Raw genomic sequence first — 13,162 nt, forward strand, 5'->3', positions numbered from 1 at the left:
TCTGGGAAACAAACGTTCCACATTGCCTTTCCTGAGCGGATCCCGTTCGCGCTCGGCGGTGTGATTGGCCGGAGTGCCTGCTAAGCTGGTGAGAGCCCCAACCGTGCGTCCCGCTGCCGTAGCCATGCGAGCAGCGGGAGGGTGATCAGGACCATCCAAAGCTTGCCCAGGACCTGCCCGGCCACGAAGTCGAGGCTTCCAAAGGCCAGCCATAGGAAGACAATACTATCGACTGTGAGCCCGACGACTCCGCTTATGAGCACAGCAAGCATCAGGCGTCGCCGCTGCAGAGGTGTGTAGATCGCGAGATCAGCCAACTCGGACAGCAGGAAAGCCGCTGTGGACGCGATAACGAGTTCTCTGGATGCAAAGGTTGCCGACAGGGCCGCTCCCACTAGGATGGCAACCATTGACCAACCTAGGCCCAATCGCCGTTGGACGAGATCCCTTAAGACCAGCGCCGCACCAACAGCCAAAACACCGCTTGGTGCTTCGAATCCGAAGCCTACAGGGATCACGCAAGGGCCCTGCGGCGCACAAAACGTACCGACGTTCCCGATTAGCCAGTTGGCAAGCGGCACGGTCGCTGCAAACGCAGCAAAGAAGGCAAAACCTTCGTTACGGCGAGTTCTGTTGAGGTCAGACATGATGCTCCTGCTGCGGTGCCGACATGTGATTTTTGGTGGAAAGGTACTTCTCATGGCCCGCAGCACGTAACTGACAGGCAGGACATTGGCCGCACCCATAGCCCCAAACGTGTCTGGTGCCACGCTCGCCGAGGTAGCAGGTGTGCGTCTCATTCAGGATGATATCGACCAGAGCCTCGCCGCCGAGTGAGAAGGCCAGTTCCCAGGTTGCAGCCTTGTCGATCCACATGAGCGGGGTATGAAGGACGAACTGGCGATCCATCCCTAGGTTTAACGCCACCTGCAGGGCTTTGATGGTGTCGTCTCGGCAATCTGGATAGCCAGAAAAGTCTGTCTCGCACATGCCGCCCACGATGTGGCGGAGGCCACGGCGGTAGGCGAGTGCGGCGGCAAAGGTTAGGAAGATGATGTTGCGGCCAGGCACAAAGGTGTTGGGGAGGCCACTGCTATCCAACTCGAGCGAAACCAGACGTGTCAGCGCGGTGTCAGAGATTTCCCCAAGAGACTGAAGGCCGATCGTATGGTCCTCGCCGAGGCGCCTAGCCCAATCGGGCCGGATCTGGCGCATCTCAGCGGCCACCTGCTTGCGGCAGGCTAGTTCAACCAAGTGGCGTTGTCCGTAGTCAAAGCCGATAGTCTCGACGCGCCCAAACCTTTCCAGAGCCCAGGCAAGACAGGTCGTCGAGTCCTGCCCTCCTGAAAAGAGGACTAGAGCTCCCTCGGACGACTGCCCCACATGGATATCACTCATGACGCCGCAGCCACCCGGACCGAGACCTCGCGTTCTAGGGCGTGTTCAGCTGATTCAGACCGGCGAGTCCGCATATCGGCCCGGACGATGTTAATCAGGTGCTGCGCGAGGGTGACAATGTCCCGGTTCACGTTCTGGATGGCACGCCAGTTACGGTGATCACCATTACCGAAGTCCCACGAGCCCGATGTCCATGCGGTTCGATCGACGAGGCAACCAAGACCTCTTGCAAACTGGGTTGCAGTCCGGGCGCCCTCGAGAAGGGCGAGGACCTCCATCACATACCCCATCGCTATGATGCCAGCGCCATGGACAAGGCGCGATGTCCTGGGTGTCTGCCTAGGGTCCCAGGCCTCGGGGAATACCATTCCCACAGCGCGGTAAAACTCACTGATCAGATCAAAGCACTGCTTCGTTCCTCGCTCCTCTGAGCTCTGGCGAAGGAACTCCCGCATTATGCCATCATTCAGGGAGTTCATGATCACCCGCTGGATAGCAGTGTCTTTAATGCGCCCAGCTGGGTTTGTATGCTGATAAATCTGCGTGAAGAGGGACGAGTTCAGCGTATAGTTCAGGCGCGCTGTCAGGGCAGATGCAAAGGCCCTGTTGGAGAGCCGCATCGGCAAGCCCTCCACTCCTGGCAGCAATTCATAGATTAGCGACTTCGGCAGCGGCCTCGTATTGTTTACCAGTACGAACTGGCGCCGAAGTTCTGCTTCATCCTCACAGACGATAGCGGAGACGAGGACCTCGAAGTCCTTCTCCTCTAGCTGCATCAAGGCGGACAGTCTTTGCTGGCCGTCGACGACCAGCCCAGGCGGACCGCTGGTGACGTCGATCTCAAGCGTGCAGTTCGGACCAACCCCTTGCCCAACCTTTGTGCCGCGCGTAAAGGCGACCACAATCGGATTTGGAAGGATGGAGTCGGCCTGATCAAGGTAGTCCTTGATCTCCCGGATATGCGAGGCGATCTGCGGGCGTTGAAACCCACTCAGATGTCCACTTGTATCGCGCGCGACTCGGTCGATGGTCGCAAACTGCTTCAGATCACTGGCGCGCGCTGCGAAGGACAGGACTGTGTGACGCGGGCTCTGTCGTGCTTGGATGGCTGAAAAGGTCAGTTTGCTCGACATGGGTCGCTCTCCCGTCCAGGTTCTCGATAAGCGTCTTGTAGACACCCAGGTTGTGCATGCCGCGCCGCTTGTTGCGGTTACTGGCGCGGAAGATCATGACCTCTATGCCGAGCGCCTGGCAGATCGCACATCCACATTGCTTCCAGGGCTGGTCGGCAAGGGTGCGATAGTAGTGTTGGCGCAACGTCGCCGCGCTGCTCGCGCTCGGAAGATCATCGATGGTGGCACCAAGCATGGCTGGCACTGCGTAAGCCAGAACCGCGTCGAGCGTCTCATCCAGACCGCCTTGCCCGCGATCAAACGCCCGCAAGGCGCTCAGAGCTGTGCGCTCCATCGAGACCAACTTTTCCTGCGAGAGCACGCCACGCTTGACGAGTCGCATAAGTTTCGGGTTCTCGAGCGCCTGGGGCACGCGGATGGCTGTGTAGTACGCTAGCCGCCCGTCACCAAGCGGGTGATAGTAGTTGGCCCTGGCATCCTTGAAGGCCCGGATCAGCGGAGAGGTGGTGTCAAAGCTTGTGATGCCGAACGGGCCAAAGCTGTCGATCTCATTGGCTTTGGCGAAGCCAAGAATATGCAGACGCGTCTCCTTTGGGACGGCGTCACGGATCGCGCGCAGGCAGGCCTTCACCTGAGGTGATTTGAGCGGCACCGTCCCTCCCAGCGCCAAGTAGCCGTATCCCATCGTAACAAGCCGGCGCGCCGCCTCTGCCATGCTGTCTGGCGACCATCCTTGTATCACCCCCAAGGGAGTGAAGGTATTCGACATGTGCCGCGTAGCGGCCAAGAAGGCGCGCGCGTTCTCAAGCGTGATTTCGAACCGGCGCCGATTCTCCGGGGTACCGCCGGACATCCCGGAAACACCCTCGTCATAGTCGAAGATGATGTGGTCGACTGAACAGCCGTGGGTGAAGCCGACGTCGGAGTAGAACTCAGCCGTATCTTCGGGCGTGTAGGGCGGCACCTCTTCTTGGTGATAAGTGAAGGCACCACAATCTCCAAAGATCGGCAGATGGTCGAGGCCCTGCCTGTCTAGCCGTAAGAAGGCTCGCGCACCGACACGTCGGATGCGCATGGCTTGGGATTCACTGTATTTCCCAGCGACTTTGTCACCTCCGACAATGCCACGGGAGATCAAGATGCCATCGTAAGGCGCGTAGCCGAGGATCTCATGGGCATAGGCGTCATCCCAGTACGGAGACCGACCAGACGCGTTTCGGTCTTCGATGAAGTCATAGCCAGGATCCACCAGGTCCAAGCTGTCCGCGTAAATGAACTTCATCGGACCGGCCTCGCCAGGTCGCGGTCCAGCCGGGTCAGATGTTCCGTTAGGCGCGAGATGTGCTGCCGTGTCGATTGCACCTCGTTCCACTGCCAGCCCAAACCTTCCCAAACTCCACTGGTCCAGCAGCAGTGCGGTGCAAGCCGCGCAAGCGAGTCTCTGACCTCAGTCTCGGGTGACGAAGATGAGTCAGCCCGCAGCATAATCTGGTCCATCAGGGCACCCATGACTCTGATCCCGGCGGAATGCATCAGCCGGCCTTCTGTCGCTGGCTGCCCCCAAGCCTCCGGGAACGTCTCCTTGACTGCAGACCAGTAAAGGATCAGCGCCCGGAGCATGCCTTCGGCATCCCCTCCCTCTCCACTCACCGGCTTGTATTGGCTGAGCGCCCCCAGGGGCGGCTTTAGGTTCAACCTGATTGCCTCGACCAGCGCAGTGTCGGTAACCACCCCCTGCTCATCCCCTGTATCCGAGGCGCGCTTGATGAGGCGGAAGAAGGGAGACCGGGGATCCCTGTTCAGGGCGTTGCAGAGTTCGCTAGGCAGGCGACGAGCTGCGAGATCTCTGGGAAGGAGCGAAGCCACCTCAGGAAGCAGTTCGTTGATCAACCTGGTCGGCAGTGGCTTTGCCTTGTTCACGAGAATGAACTGCTCACGTTGGGTCTCAAGATCGGGCGAGACAAAGGCGACCACCGGCACTGCGATCTGGCTGTTCTTGGACCTTGCCAAGGCCAATGAGCGTTGCTGCCCGTCCACAATCCAGGCGGCGCGCTGCCCCTCCGGCCGAATAGGGATGCTTAGGGTACCGACGTCAGCGACATCGGTCATACCGTCTGGCTTTGACCCACGTGCGTTCCGGAACTCCGCCTCTGACGACAGAGCAAGAATCACCGCATTCGGGAAGAGAACGGGGCCGCTGTCGAGGAACTCTACGATGGCATTGACGTGCTCGCGAATCTCTCTCCTCTGAAAGCCCTTCAACTCTCCCTCGTCTCGCGTGATTCGACTGATGTCGGCTATGCGGGTGATGTCGGAGCCATAGAGAAAGAAGGCGAAGACATTGACGTGCTCCCCTTGCTGGGCCTTCACGGCCCTGACGACGAGTTGCTGGTCTCGGCCGTTCATGAGGCCTCCTCCATCTCCTGTCGGATGACTGCATAGAGTTCCCGCATCCGGCCTTGTTCACAGGCCATGCCGCGTTCTTGGCGAATCCATCGAAGCATACGTGAAGCGCTACCACCTGCATGGCCCCAGTTTGCTCGAATAATCTCCTGGAGTTCACTGTCCGACTGGCGTGTACGCTCAGGTCGCCTAGGAAGGGACCATCCGGAGAGGCACCGAGTGATGAGATTCGCGTGCTCCTCGCAACTGCCCTGAGGCAACTGAGGCAGGAGCTCGGTCGCAAAATGGTGCAAGGCTCGTGCTGGAAAGTCAGTAGCCGTTCCTGGGCAGGGGCTTTCAAGGCCATCGAGGCGCGCATCGTAGGGCATCCGTAGTCGGTCAAGGGCGCTGTTGCGGAAGCGAAAGGATGCGCTAGTAAAGACCCGAGTTCGACAAAGCTGCCCCTCACTAAAGCCCTGCAGGTCATCCTCGACCATCACAAGGTAAGGTGTCGGAAGAGCTATAAAGATGTAACCGTCAGCATCATCGGACGAGGCTGCAGCCTTCATTAAGCCTGAGCGCCCCCCGAAGCCTTGGCAGAGACAACGCCACCAGTCAGATGAAGCGCGCGCACCCTCGATCACGCTGAGAATGTTGTCGGGAGAACCTGCGGTTACTGTGAGACTGTAAGGTGGAACCAGTTCATCGCCGCGCAGCACGCCAACCCCAGCCGAAACCACAAATAGCTCTGCCTGAAGCGCTGCAGACGCCCGAGTTGCCTCATAGAAATGCCGCCCCGAGTAGAGGTCCAGCGCTGGAAGGTTGCACGTTGCGGCACGCACGCGGGACTGCCACTCGCAAGCTACTCTATCTAGCGGCCCCTTGGTCAAAGTGCCGGCGCATAGGACGGAAACGGGCGATACCCGTTTCCGCTTCGAGCAACTTGTGATCACGACGGGCATATGTCCTCCGCGAGCCCCACGCCATCATTGATAGGTCGCTTCTGCTCGCAAAAACTGCAAGAGGCTTCTTGAGGAAGTCACGAAAACTGCGGTCGAGTGTTGCGCCATGCTGCCCGATAACTGTTGCCAGCCAAGTCCGTCCCAGGTGACCATAACTGTCGTTCTCGAGATCATTGGGCTTGGCCCCTACAGAAGCAGTTACCAACTCAGGAAGGCCTCTGAAGACCACAAGTCGGCCTGCCACATTCTGCCGGACCTCAGCACGTCTCGGCCAAGTTGATGCGGTGGGCTTTAGTGGTGTTCACGGGAGGCGCCGTGATGACCAGCACCGCAACCGATGGCAGGCCGCCTTTGAGGCTTGGCTCGCTCCTTTCCTGGCCCGGCTCGGCCGGGTCGAGCAGCGCCACTGGGCGCCGGTCTACTTGCAAGGACTTCTCGGGCCGGGCGAGCGCAAGAGCGTGGAGCCGATGGCGGCCCGCGTGGCGCCCGGAGATGTTCAGCAGCTGCATCACTTCATCTCCACCTCGCCCTGGCGGTGTGAGCCGCTCGAAGAGGAGCTGGTGGGAGCCGCCGACCGGGTGGTGGGCGGGCCGGACGCTGTGCTGGTGGTGGACGGTGAGCCGAAAGGCGAACGCTTTGGTGAAGCAGGGGCGCCACTCGGTGGGGGTGGCGCGCCAGTACTGTGATCAGTTGGGCAAGAGGGCCAACTGCCAGGCCCTGGTCTCGCTGACCCTCGCCCGCCGCGGGGTGCCGGTCTGCGTGGGTCTGCGGCTGTTCCTGCCGCAGGACTGGGCCGAAGATGCGGTGCGGCGGGCGCGAGCCGGGATGCCAGAGGCGATCCCTGGTCGGCCCAAGTGGCAGATCGCCTTGGACGAGATCGATCGCATCAGAGCCGCCGGGGCGCGCTTCGGGGCGGTGCTGGCCGATGCCGAGTACGGCAAGGTGGCCGACTTCCGGCAGACGCTGTCGAAGCAGGATCTCACCTGGGTGGTAGGCATCTTGCCGGTCCAGACCGTCTACCCGGCTGATGCGGTAATCGCGCCAGCCCCGGTGCGACCAACCGGCCGGCGACCCAAGCATCCAGTGTCTTCAGCTCGCAGCCGCAGTGCGCAGGCGGTCGTCGCGGACCTGCCGGACGCAAGCTGGCGGACCTTGTCGTGGCGGCGCGGCACCAAGCGGGATCTCACGGCCGACTTCGCCACGCTTCGGGTCCGGGTGGCCGATGGCCCACGGATCGCGCGCAACCGGCGTCTGCCGGGCGCAGCGGCGTGGCTGGTGTGCGAACACCGGGCTAGCGGCGGGCGCAATTACTATCTGAGCAACGCGCCCGAGGACGCCTCGCTGGAGAGCCTGGCCGCGCTGATCAAGGGCCGCTGGGTCTGCGAGCAGATGCACCAGCAGATAAAAGAAGAGCTCGGCCTCGACCACTTCGAGGGCCGCAGCTGGCGGGGCCTGCATCACCACGCGTTCCTGACGATGATCGCCTTTGCCTTCCTGCAGCATCTGCGGCTCGGGAGGAAAAACCACCACCAGCCCGGGGCCGCCGCCCGCTCTTTCCCTGACACAGGTGCGCCGAGAGCTCGTGGCCAGCCTCCGCGCCTTCGCCCGGCTCTGTCCGCACTGCCGCCAGCCCGTCCCTTACCACCTCGGGCTATGAAGATGGCAGAGTAGTGGTAAGGCGCGTGGTTTGCTCGAGGCTTCCACTGCATCAATCCCGGTCTTGCCAGACTTCCGTCCCAGCGACGGGACCTCAGCGGAAGCGGCGCCGTTCCTGGCCCCGCTTCGACCATATCACACTCCTCCTCAGACAACTGCCGGGGCTTTGGTCCAGAGGAACTCGGTGGCATCAACCCACATGCGGTGGAGGATGACCGCGGGCTTGCGCGCCAGCGCGACCTTCGCCCGTTTGGCGTCGCGCCGCTTGGCGATACCCATGGCCGAAGCTTTCAGGCTTGGGAAGCGCTGGTCCGTGTCAGGATGATGTACCCCAGCCCGTGGAGATCTTCGAGCCGCAACGGCTCGCCCTACACCGTCAAGTACACCCGCATCTTCGCCCGCCAACTCGGGCTGAAGTCCTGCTTCACCCGGTGAAGAGCCCCCAAAGCAACGGCATCTCGGAAGCGTTCGTGCGCACCCTCAAGCGCGACTACGTCCAGGTCACCCCGCTCCCCAATGCCGAGGCCGTCCTCGGACTGCTCCCCGCCTGGTTCGAGGACTACAACACCCACCACCCGCACTCCGAGCTGAAGATGCGCTCGCCTCGCGAGTTCATCGCCGCCCAAACTGCAACCACCTGGGTGTTCAGTGAAACAGGGGCCAGATCAGCCGCCAGCAGGTGCGAGGTAACTCTGCGCCGGTCAGGTTCGCACTGTTCCATTTCCTAGCCCTACATCTGCCTCATTCTGCTTGAAGTTGGGGCTGAGTTCAGAGTCAGCCACAGTCTTCCACTAGGCGGCTTTGTCTCTTGATTTCTTTAGTACGGAGAATCAATTGCCTGGTTGGAGCGAGTTCGCTGGGTGGATGACATTTCGGCGACTTGATGACGGTGTCGGGCTGCGTGGTGCATTTACACTTGCATATAAGATTACAGACGACCGGAGCGATCGGTGGACGCGTCGCTTCATTCGCTTCAAGGACAAGGACAACGCGGCACTATCAGGCGCCGCCGAGACATGCGCTGTCGCGTTTCCCGAGCTGATTACAGCCCTTGATCTCGATCCCAAAACGACCATCATTGTGCCAGCAATCTCTTCTCGAGAAGTAGCTGCCACGCCCGATAGTTATGTCTCACGTCTCGCCAAGGTAGCTGCTGACGCGGCTGGTCTGCGATTTACCACCGAAGCCATCCGCAAGCAGCCGCACCAGCCGATACACAAGATCTACAACGCGGCGGATCGTAGCGCAGCGCTCGACGCCGCCTCTTATGTTGCCGCACCTATCGATGCCCGCATTGTCTTCGTCGTAGACGACTTCATCACCCGTGGCGGTACGATGTCGCGGATCGCCCAAGCTCTCATCCATGCTAACCCTGGCATCCAAGTTGGTGGAGTTGCGCTTGGGAAGACGGCACGACGAGCCTACTGGGGAGACCTTACTAACGACCATGTGCCACAGCGTTGGGACTCTCTTTGGCAGAGCGGCGAACCGCAGGACCACGCTTGGTTGGCGAAAGGACGGATATGACCCGTAAGTCTCCCTCGATCATCGCTCTAATGGCGCTGATGAGTTTGAAGGGCGTGGGCAGGCGTGCTGCCTTGCGCATCGTCACCGACCCCGGCCGTGTCGAAGATGGGGAGGCTTACCGCCGGGACATAGTCGCTCGCGCGATAAGAGCCCGCTTATCCGAGGACGCTCTTCAGGATGCTTGGAGAGCGGCGGCAGATAAGTTCGACGCAAGTATCGACGCGGGCCTAACGATGTATTCTTTTCACGACGAAGGGTACCCGCATCGGTTGCGAGGCATCGGCGACCCGCCTGCCGTCCTATTCGTGAAGGGTGACCCGACTGGCTTAGACGCTCCGCGATCTCTTGCAGTCGTAGGAACCCGGGAACCTACTGAGTTCGGCTCAGAAGTGGCGCGTCGCTCCGGCCAGAGCGCCGCCCAGGCCGGATTCGCCATTGTCAGCGGCCTGGCACATGGATGCGACACTTTTGGACACGAAGGCTGCCTAGAGGGCAACGGAGTTGGGGTTGCTGTAATGGCGCACGGCCTCGACCGGATCTATCCAGTTTCAAGCCGCGACCTTTCGGTGCGGCTCCTCGAGACAGGGGGGTGTTTAGTAAGCGAGTACCCGCTCGGCATGACGCCAGTACGAGCAGCTTTTGCAGAACGCGATCGCATCCAGAGTGGCTTATCTGATGGGGTGCTCGTAATCGAAACCGACGAAAAGGGGGGCACCATGCATACAGTGCGCTTCGCTCTTGAGCAACAGCGATCATTGGCATGTATCTCTCACCCTAATAAATGGCTGAGCTTCGAAAAGACACGTGGCAATCAAAAACTGATTAAGGAGGGTCGTGCGCGTCCGATACCGGACGGTGAGGCGCTACTAAGCTTCCTTGCTGAAATTCCACCCCAGATTGGAAGTCTTGAGACAAGCGCCGACCTCCCCAGGGGGCGTGGAACTCGCCAGCAACTGACGTGGGATCTGTAGATTGATCATCTTCGACTTCGATCAGACGCTCGTTGACACCAGTTCGGTCGAAAGGCTCAGGGCGGCAAAGAACTGGAGCGCAGTTATGGTGGCCGTTTCAAAGCTTCCTATATATCAAGGTATCAACGAGCTTCTCGCTGAATTGCATTCTGTGAAGAGAACTCTCGCGATTGTGACGAAGAGCCCGGACATGGTGGCTAAATCCTTTATTCAGCAGCACCGTTGGCCAATTAATATCGTTGTTGGCTATCACCAGGTAAGTCGCAGAAAGCCAGATCCTGAAGGATTGCTGCTTGCTATGAGGAAGGCCGGGGCACGACAGGCGGATACTTATCATGTTGGCGACAGACCAGAGGATACAGCCGCATCGCGTGCTGCTGGGGTTACAGCTATCGGATCGGCGTGGGGTGCAACTGACGTAGATGCGCTGGCGGCTTCATCGCCAGATTACTTGTTCAAGACCGTCGGTGAGTTGCAAAACTTCCTATTCACCGCTGGCTTGCCCAACGGCCGCTCCATCAACTGCACTTCACGCCGAAGTCAACTTCTTGGCTGAACATGGTCGAGGGCTGGTTTGCCCTGCTGTCAGGCACCAGTTCCAGCGCGGCGCCTTCCACGGCGCCCAGGCTCTGGGAGCGGGAGTCCGGCGCTACAATGAGGCCAGCAACTCGGATCCCAAACCGTTCATATGGCCCAAGACCGCCAACGATATTCTCAACAACATGAGGCGTTTCTGTCAGCGAACTTCTGACTCTGGCCACACGTCGTGCTTGGACATGACATTGCAAGCCGATCCATCACCCTCGCTTGCTATATTCGAAGCAGTCTGCCGTCTTGTCCTCCAGTTTGACCACCGCCTGAACTGCGCCTCAGCGATGCGGGCTCGTCCCTCGGGTGTTCGAGGTCCGGTTGACCTGCCCCCGTGGAACTTACAGCGCCTTCGGCCGGGCTCAGACAGCATACGGCAGGGCTGCTTCTTGCGTGTGAGTGCGCCGCAGTACATGCGGTGCGCTGGAGATGAAGCTGAGGGATTAGACGTCCAATTCTTGGCCGCCGCGGCACGGGCCATACGGGCGGCTTCTCGCGCCGCCTGCGCCGCCCGTCGCGCTTTCTGCTGCGCCTCCAGGCGCTCCAGCGCCTGCCGTTCCATCTCCGAGACTAACACCCCATCCCGCGCGTGCGCGCCCGCGTGCGCGTACTGGTCCGCAATTACGGCACGCTCCACCTTGATGCCCAGCACTGCGAGCATCCGCCGGGGGGCGTTTTGCCTCTCGTCGACGATAGACTTGGTCTCCCAGTAGCTCACCGCATGGCGGCCGACACCGGCAGCTTGGGCGAGCTGAGCCTGCGTGAGGCCAGCGTTCTGACGCCAGTCGGCAAGCTCTTGGCCGCTGAGCCGCTCAAGGGTTTGTTCATCCGGAGTCATTGCCCTGATCCTGCTTGACCGCCCTCTGTTCGGACAAACTGCAGGCAAAGCCTGGCGACCTTCTAGCGCGATGGAGGGCAGGGGCAGCACCATTGTAGCTCAGCCGGTCCGGGCGCTGCTCGGAGCGGATGTTCACCGTGCTATCCGGTCGCGCGAAGTGGGCCCCAAGAGGACCGATGACTCTCATTTTTCTGCAGCCTGTGGCATGCCGGAGCCCGGACTTCCCGCGACACGCCTCCTCGAGAAACGGGCCTGTCATCACGCTCTCCTTGTGACAAGGTCAGCCCAGTCCGTATCCGGCGGGACGCTGATATGGTGACCCGGCAGTTGGACTTCGACGGCTGGGCCATCCTTCTGAGACCTGAGCCGATGAGCTAAGGTGTAGGACGCCTTCTGCCCTCCGAACTTAGCGTCAAAATCACCAAAGATAACGACCTTCTCTACCACTTTGGGCGGCTCCCATTGAGCCAGAAATGTCGCGTTGAGAGCAGCCCATACAGGCAGATCGAAGCGGTGTGAGGCAGCCATCGCTGTCTCAATCCCTTCCGCGATGCCGAGAACACGCCCAGGTGCGGCAAGTCGTATGGCAGAGCCCGGCGGGATCCTCCCGGGCATAAGGCGGCGGGGCTCGGGTACATCAAGCTTCCGGCCCTCGGCAAGGTAGGTGCGATGCATCGTGACCGGCTGCCCTTCGAGGTCCGACACCACGGCCACCATCGCCGGGTGATGCTCGCGCTCTGAGAACCAGCAACTCTCGCACGTCATCAGCGTCTCGGGATAGACCTTCTCCCCGATACCACGCGCAGTCAGGTAGCGATCCACCACGTCGCCCGGCATGACAGGACGGCAGGTCGTCCACAGCTCTCGTAGAAGCTCGAGCCGTCGCTCCTCGCTAATCTCGGCCTTTGGTCGTGCAGGGTGAGCCATGCCTAGGGTCTCGCGCACCCGATCTAGGGCCGTCAGGAAGTCGAGGCTAAAGAATTTCATCACCAGTCCGATTCCGTCACCGGGTCCGCATCCGGAGCAGTAGTATGTTCCCCGGCCCTCCAGGTCGTCGAACCGATAGCGGTCCTTGCCTCCGCAAAGGGGGCAGGGGCCGTGCTTGGGTCTAAGGAACTGGTCAGGCAGGCCTAGATGGCCCAGGATGCCTTTCCAGCGCCCCTTGGCCTGATCGAGAACGTCTCTGCGCTCATGTCGCATGGCAGGCCTCCTCTGCCTTGGCGCGCCGCTTCACATAGGCGATGCGGCGGCTGCACTCGAAGGCTCGGAAAACAACGTCGGGCCGGAGCCTGTCGTCCATCAGCCCACGGGGCCAAACACGGAAGCGGTCCTTGTAGAGCGCCTTGGCGAGTCGTCCGTTTTTGCTCCGCTCGTCGTCGAGGCTGAGAGCCATGGACCAGAACCGCTGCCGCTCCGCGAACGAGGGCTCGCGGCTCGCAGTGTCACCGATCTCCACCAACTCGCCATCAATGGTCTCCACAAACGACTGGCGCTCGGGCTTGAACCCGCAGGAGGGGCAGGCATGGACGGTAGCTGGCCGGACGAAGCTGCAGGCCGGACATTTGCGTGGCAGCGATGGCATGAGGCGACCAGACCTGCTGCCTTTGGCCCTCTTTCCGCCGGGCAGTTGGTCGAATGTTGATCAGCATGGAATAAGGACCCCGCTTCCGGGGTGATCGGCGTCCAAACGGGACCCCTTTGGCGCAG

Annotated in this window: 11 protein-coding genes and 3 pseudogenes; 5 read left to right on the plus strand and 9 right to left on the minus strand. The window is 60.9% G+C overall.

Annotation, left to right across the window (positions count from 1 at the left end):
- Window positions 1-80 precede the first annotated feature (80 nt).
- The 5 genes from FHG71_RS04000 to dbpB (FHG71_RS04020) are packed head-to-tail and all read right to left on the minus strand — an operon-like array spanning window position 81 to window position 4,937.
- Window positions 81-647: a VUT family protein gene (locus tag FHG71_RS04000; RefSeq protein ID WP_139080311.1), complete on the minus strand. Its 567-nt coding sequence runs from the start codon at window positions 645-647 to the stop codon at window positions 81-83.
- Window positions 640-1,398 (minus strand): 7-cyano-7-deazaguanine synthase QueC, encoded by a 759-nt coding sequence (gene queC / locus FHG71_RS04005; protein WP_139080312.1) that lies wholly within the window; start codon window positions 1,396-1,398, stop codon window positions 640-642. The genes FHG71_RS04000 and queC overlap by 8 nt, the downstream gene beginning before the upstream one ends.
- Window positions 1,395-2,531 carry a DGQHR domain-containing protein DpdB gene (gene dbpB / locus FHG71_RS04010; protein WP_139080313.1) on the minus strand — a complete coding sequence of 379 codons (1,137 nt, stop codon included), beginning with the start codon at window positions 2,529-2,531 and terminating at the stop codon, window positions 1,395-1,397. Before dbpB (FHG71_RS04010) ends, queC begins: the two co-directional genes overlap by 4 nt.
- Entirely contained in the window at window positions 2,446-3,813 is a 1,368-nt protein-coding gene (gene dpdA / locus FHG71_RS04015; RefSeq protein WP_218014024.1) for a tRNA-guanine transglycosylase DpdA, read from the minus strand. The genes dbpB (FHG71_RS04010) and dpdA overlap by 86 nt, the downstream gene beginning before the upstream one ends.
- On the minus strand, window positions 3,810-4,937 hold the full coding sequence (dbpB, locus tag FHG71_RS04020; RefSeq protein WP_139080314.1) for a DGQHR domain-containing protein DpdB: 1,128 nt from the start codon (window positions 4,935-4,937) through the stop codon (window positions 3,810-3,812). The genes dpdA and dbpB (FHG71_RS04020) overlap by 4 nt, the downstream gene beginning before the upstream one ends.
- A gap of 1,256 nt (window positions 4,938-6,193) precedes the next feature.
- Here dbpB (FHG71_RS04020) and FHG71_RS04025 point away from each other — a divergent pair.
- A pseudogene (locus FHG71_RS04025) lies at window positions 6,194-7,546 on the plus strand (IS701 family transposase).
- A gap of 132 nt (window positions 7,547-7,678) precedes the next feature.
- On the opposite strand, the pseudogene FHG71_RS24195 reads toward FHG71_RS04025, so the two are convergent.
- Window positions 7,679-7,840: pseudogene (locus FHG71_RS24195) on the minus strand (IS110 family transposase); the annotation flags it as partial.
- Between FHG71_RS24195 and FHG71_RS04030 the strand changes: the two are divergent.
- The 4 genes and pseudogenes from FHG71_RS04030 to FHG71_RS04045 form a co-directional block, all read left to right on the plus strand.
- Window positions 7,802-8,166: pseudogene (locus FHG71_RS04030) on the plus strand (integrase core domain-containing protein); the annotation flags it as partial. The pseudogenes FHG71_RS24195 and FHG71_RS04030 overlap by 39 nt on opposite strands.
- 229 nt (window positions 8,167-8,395) lie before the next feature.
- Window positions 8,396-9,058, plus strand: coding sequence for a phosphoribosyltransferase (locus FHG71_RS04035; RefSeq protein WP_139080316.1), 663 nt, complete (start codon window positions 8,396-8,398; stop codon window positions 9,056-9,058).
- A gap of 233 nt (window positions 9,059-9,291) precedes the next feature.
- The gene (locus tag FHG71_RS24695; RefSeq protein ID WP_425467320.1) at window positions 9,292-10,029 is read left to right on the plus strand and encodes a DNA-processing protein DprA; all 738 of its coding nucleotides are present in this window, start codon (window positions 9,292-9,294) and stop codon (window positions 10,027-10,029) included.
- Between the two features lies 1 nt (window position 10,030).
- On the plus strand, window positions 10,031-10,585 hold the full coding sequence (locus FHG71_RS04045; protein ID WP_139080318.1) for an HAD family hydrolase: 555 nt from the start codon (window positions 10,031-10,033) through the stop codon (window positions 10,583-10,585).
- 180 nt (window positions 10,586-10,765) lie between these two features.
- Here the strand turns inward: FHG71_RS04045 and FHG71_RS24655 are convergent, their stop codons facing one another.
- The 3 genes from FHG71_RS24655 to FHG71_RS23400 all read right to left on the minus strand — a co-directional run bounded on the left by FHG71_RS24655 (window position 10,766) and on the right by FHG71_RS23400 (window position 13,037).
- Complete coding sequence (locus tag FHG71_RS24655) at window positions 10,766-11,548, minus strand: helix-turn-helix domain-containing protein (RefSeq protein ID WP_139080319.1); 783 nt, start codon at window positions 11,546-11,548, stop codon at window positions 10,766-10,768.
- Between the two features lie 165 nt (window positions 11,549-11,713).
- The gene (locus FHG71_RS04055; RefSeq protein WP_139080320.1) at window positions 11,714-12,655 is read right to left on the minus strand and encodes a DUF7146 domain-containing protein; all 942 of its coding nucleotides are present in this window, start codon (window positions 12,653-12,655) and stop codon (window positions 11,714-11,716) included.
- On the minus strand, window positions 12,645-13,037 hold the full coding sequence (locus FHG71_RS23400) for a hypothetical protein (protein WP_176559279.1): 393 nt from the start codon (window positions 13,035-13,037) through the stop codon (window positions 12,645-12,647). The genes FHG71_RS04055 and FHG71_RS23400 overlap by 11 nt, the downstream gene beginning before the upstream one ends.
- Between the last annotated feature and the right edge of the window lie 125 nt (window positions 13,038-13,162).

This window comes from Rubellimicrobium roseum (assembly GCF_006152145.1).
Classification (GTDB): domain Bacteria; phylum Pseudomonadota; class Alphaproteobacteria; order Rhodobacterales; family Rhodobacteraceae; genus Rubellimicrobium; species Rubellimicrobium roseum.

Bases quoted from the DNA above. Each gene is read 5' to 3' on its own strand.
- FHG71_RS04000 (WP_139080311.1), bottom strand. From the start codon at position 647: ATGTCTGACCTCAACAGAACTCGCCGTAACGAAGGTTTTGCCTTCTTT.
- dpdA (WP_218014024.1), bottom strand. From the start codon at position 3,813: ATGAAGTTCATTTACGCGGACAGCTTGGACCTGGTGGATCCTGGCTAT.
- dbpB (WP_139080313.1), bottom strand. From the start codon at position 2,531: ATGTCGAGCAAACTGACCTTTTCAGCCATCCAAGCACGACAGAGCCCG.
- FHG71_RS04035 (WP_139080316.1), top strand. From the start codon at position 8,396: ATGACATTTCGGCGACTTGATGACGGTGTCGGGCTGCGTGGTGCATTT.
- dbpB (WP_139080314.1), bottom strand. From the start codon at position 4,937: ATGAACGGCCGAGACCAGCAACTCGTCGTCAGGGCCGTGAAGGCCCAG.
- queC (WP_139080312.1), bottom strand. From the start codon at position 1,398: ATGAGTGATATCCATGTGGGGCAGTCGTCCGAGGGAGCTCTAGTCCTC.
- FHG71_RS23400 (WP_176559279.1), bottom strand. From the start codon at position 13,037: ATGCCATCGCTGCCACGCAAATGTCCGGCCTGCAGCTTCGTCCGGCCA.
- FHG71_RS24655 (WP_139080319.1), bottom strand. From the start codon at position 11,548: ATGGTGCTGCCCCTGCCCTCCATCGCGCTAGAAGGTCGCCAGGCTTTG.
- FHG71_RS24695 (WP_425467320.1), top strand. From the start codon at position 9,292: ATGTATTCTTTTCACGACGAAGGGTACCCGCATCGGTTGCGAGGCATC.
- FHG71_RS04055 (WP_139080320.1), bottom strand. From the start codon at position 12,655: ATGCGACATGAGCGCAGAGACGTTCTCGATCAGGCCAAGGGGCGCTGG.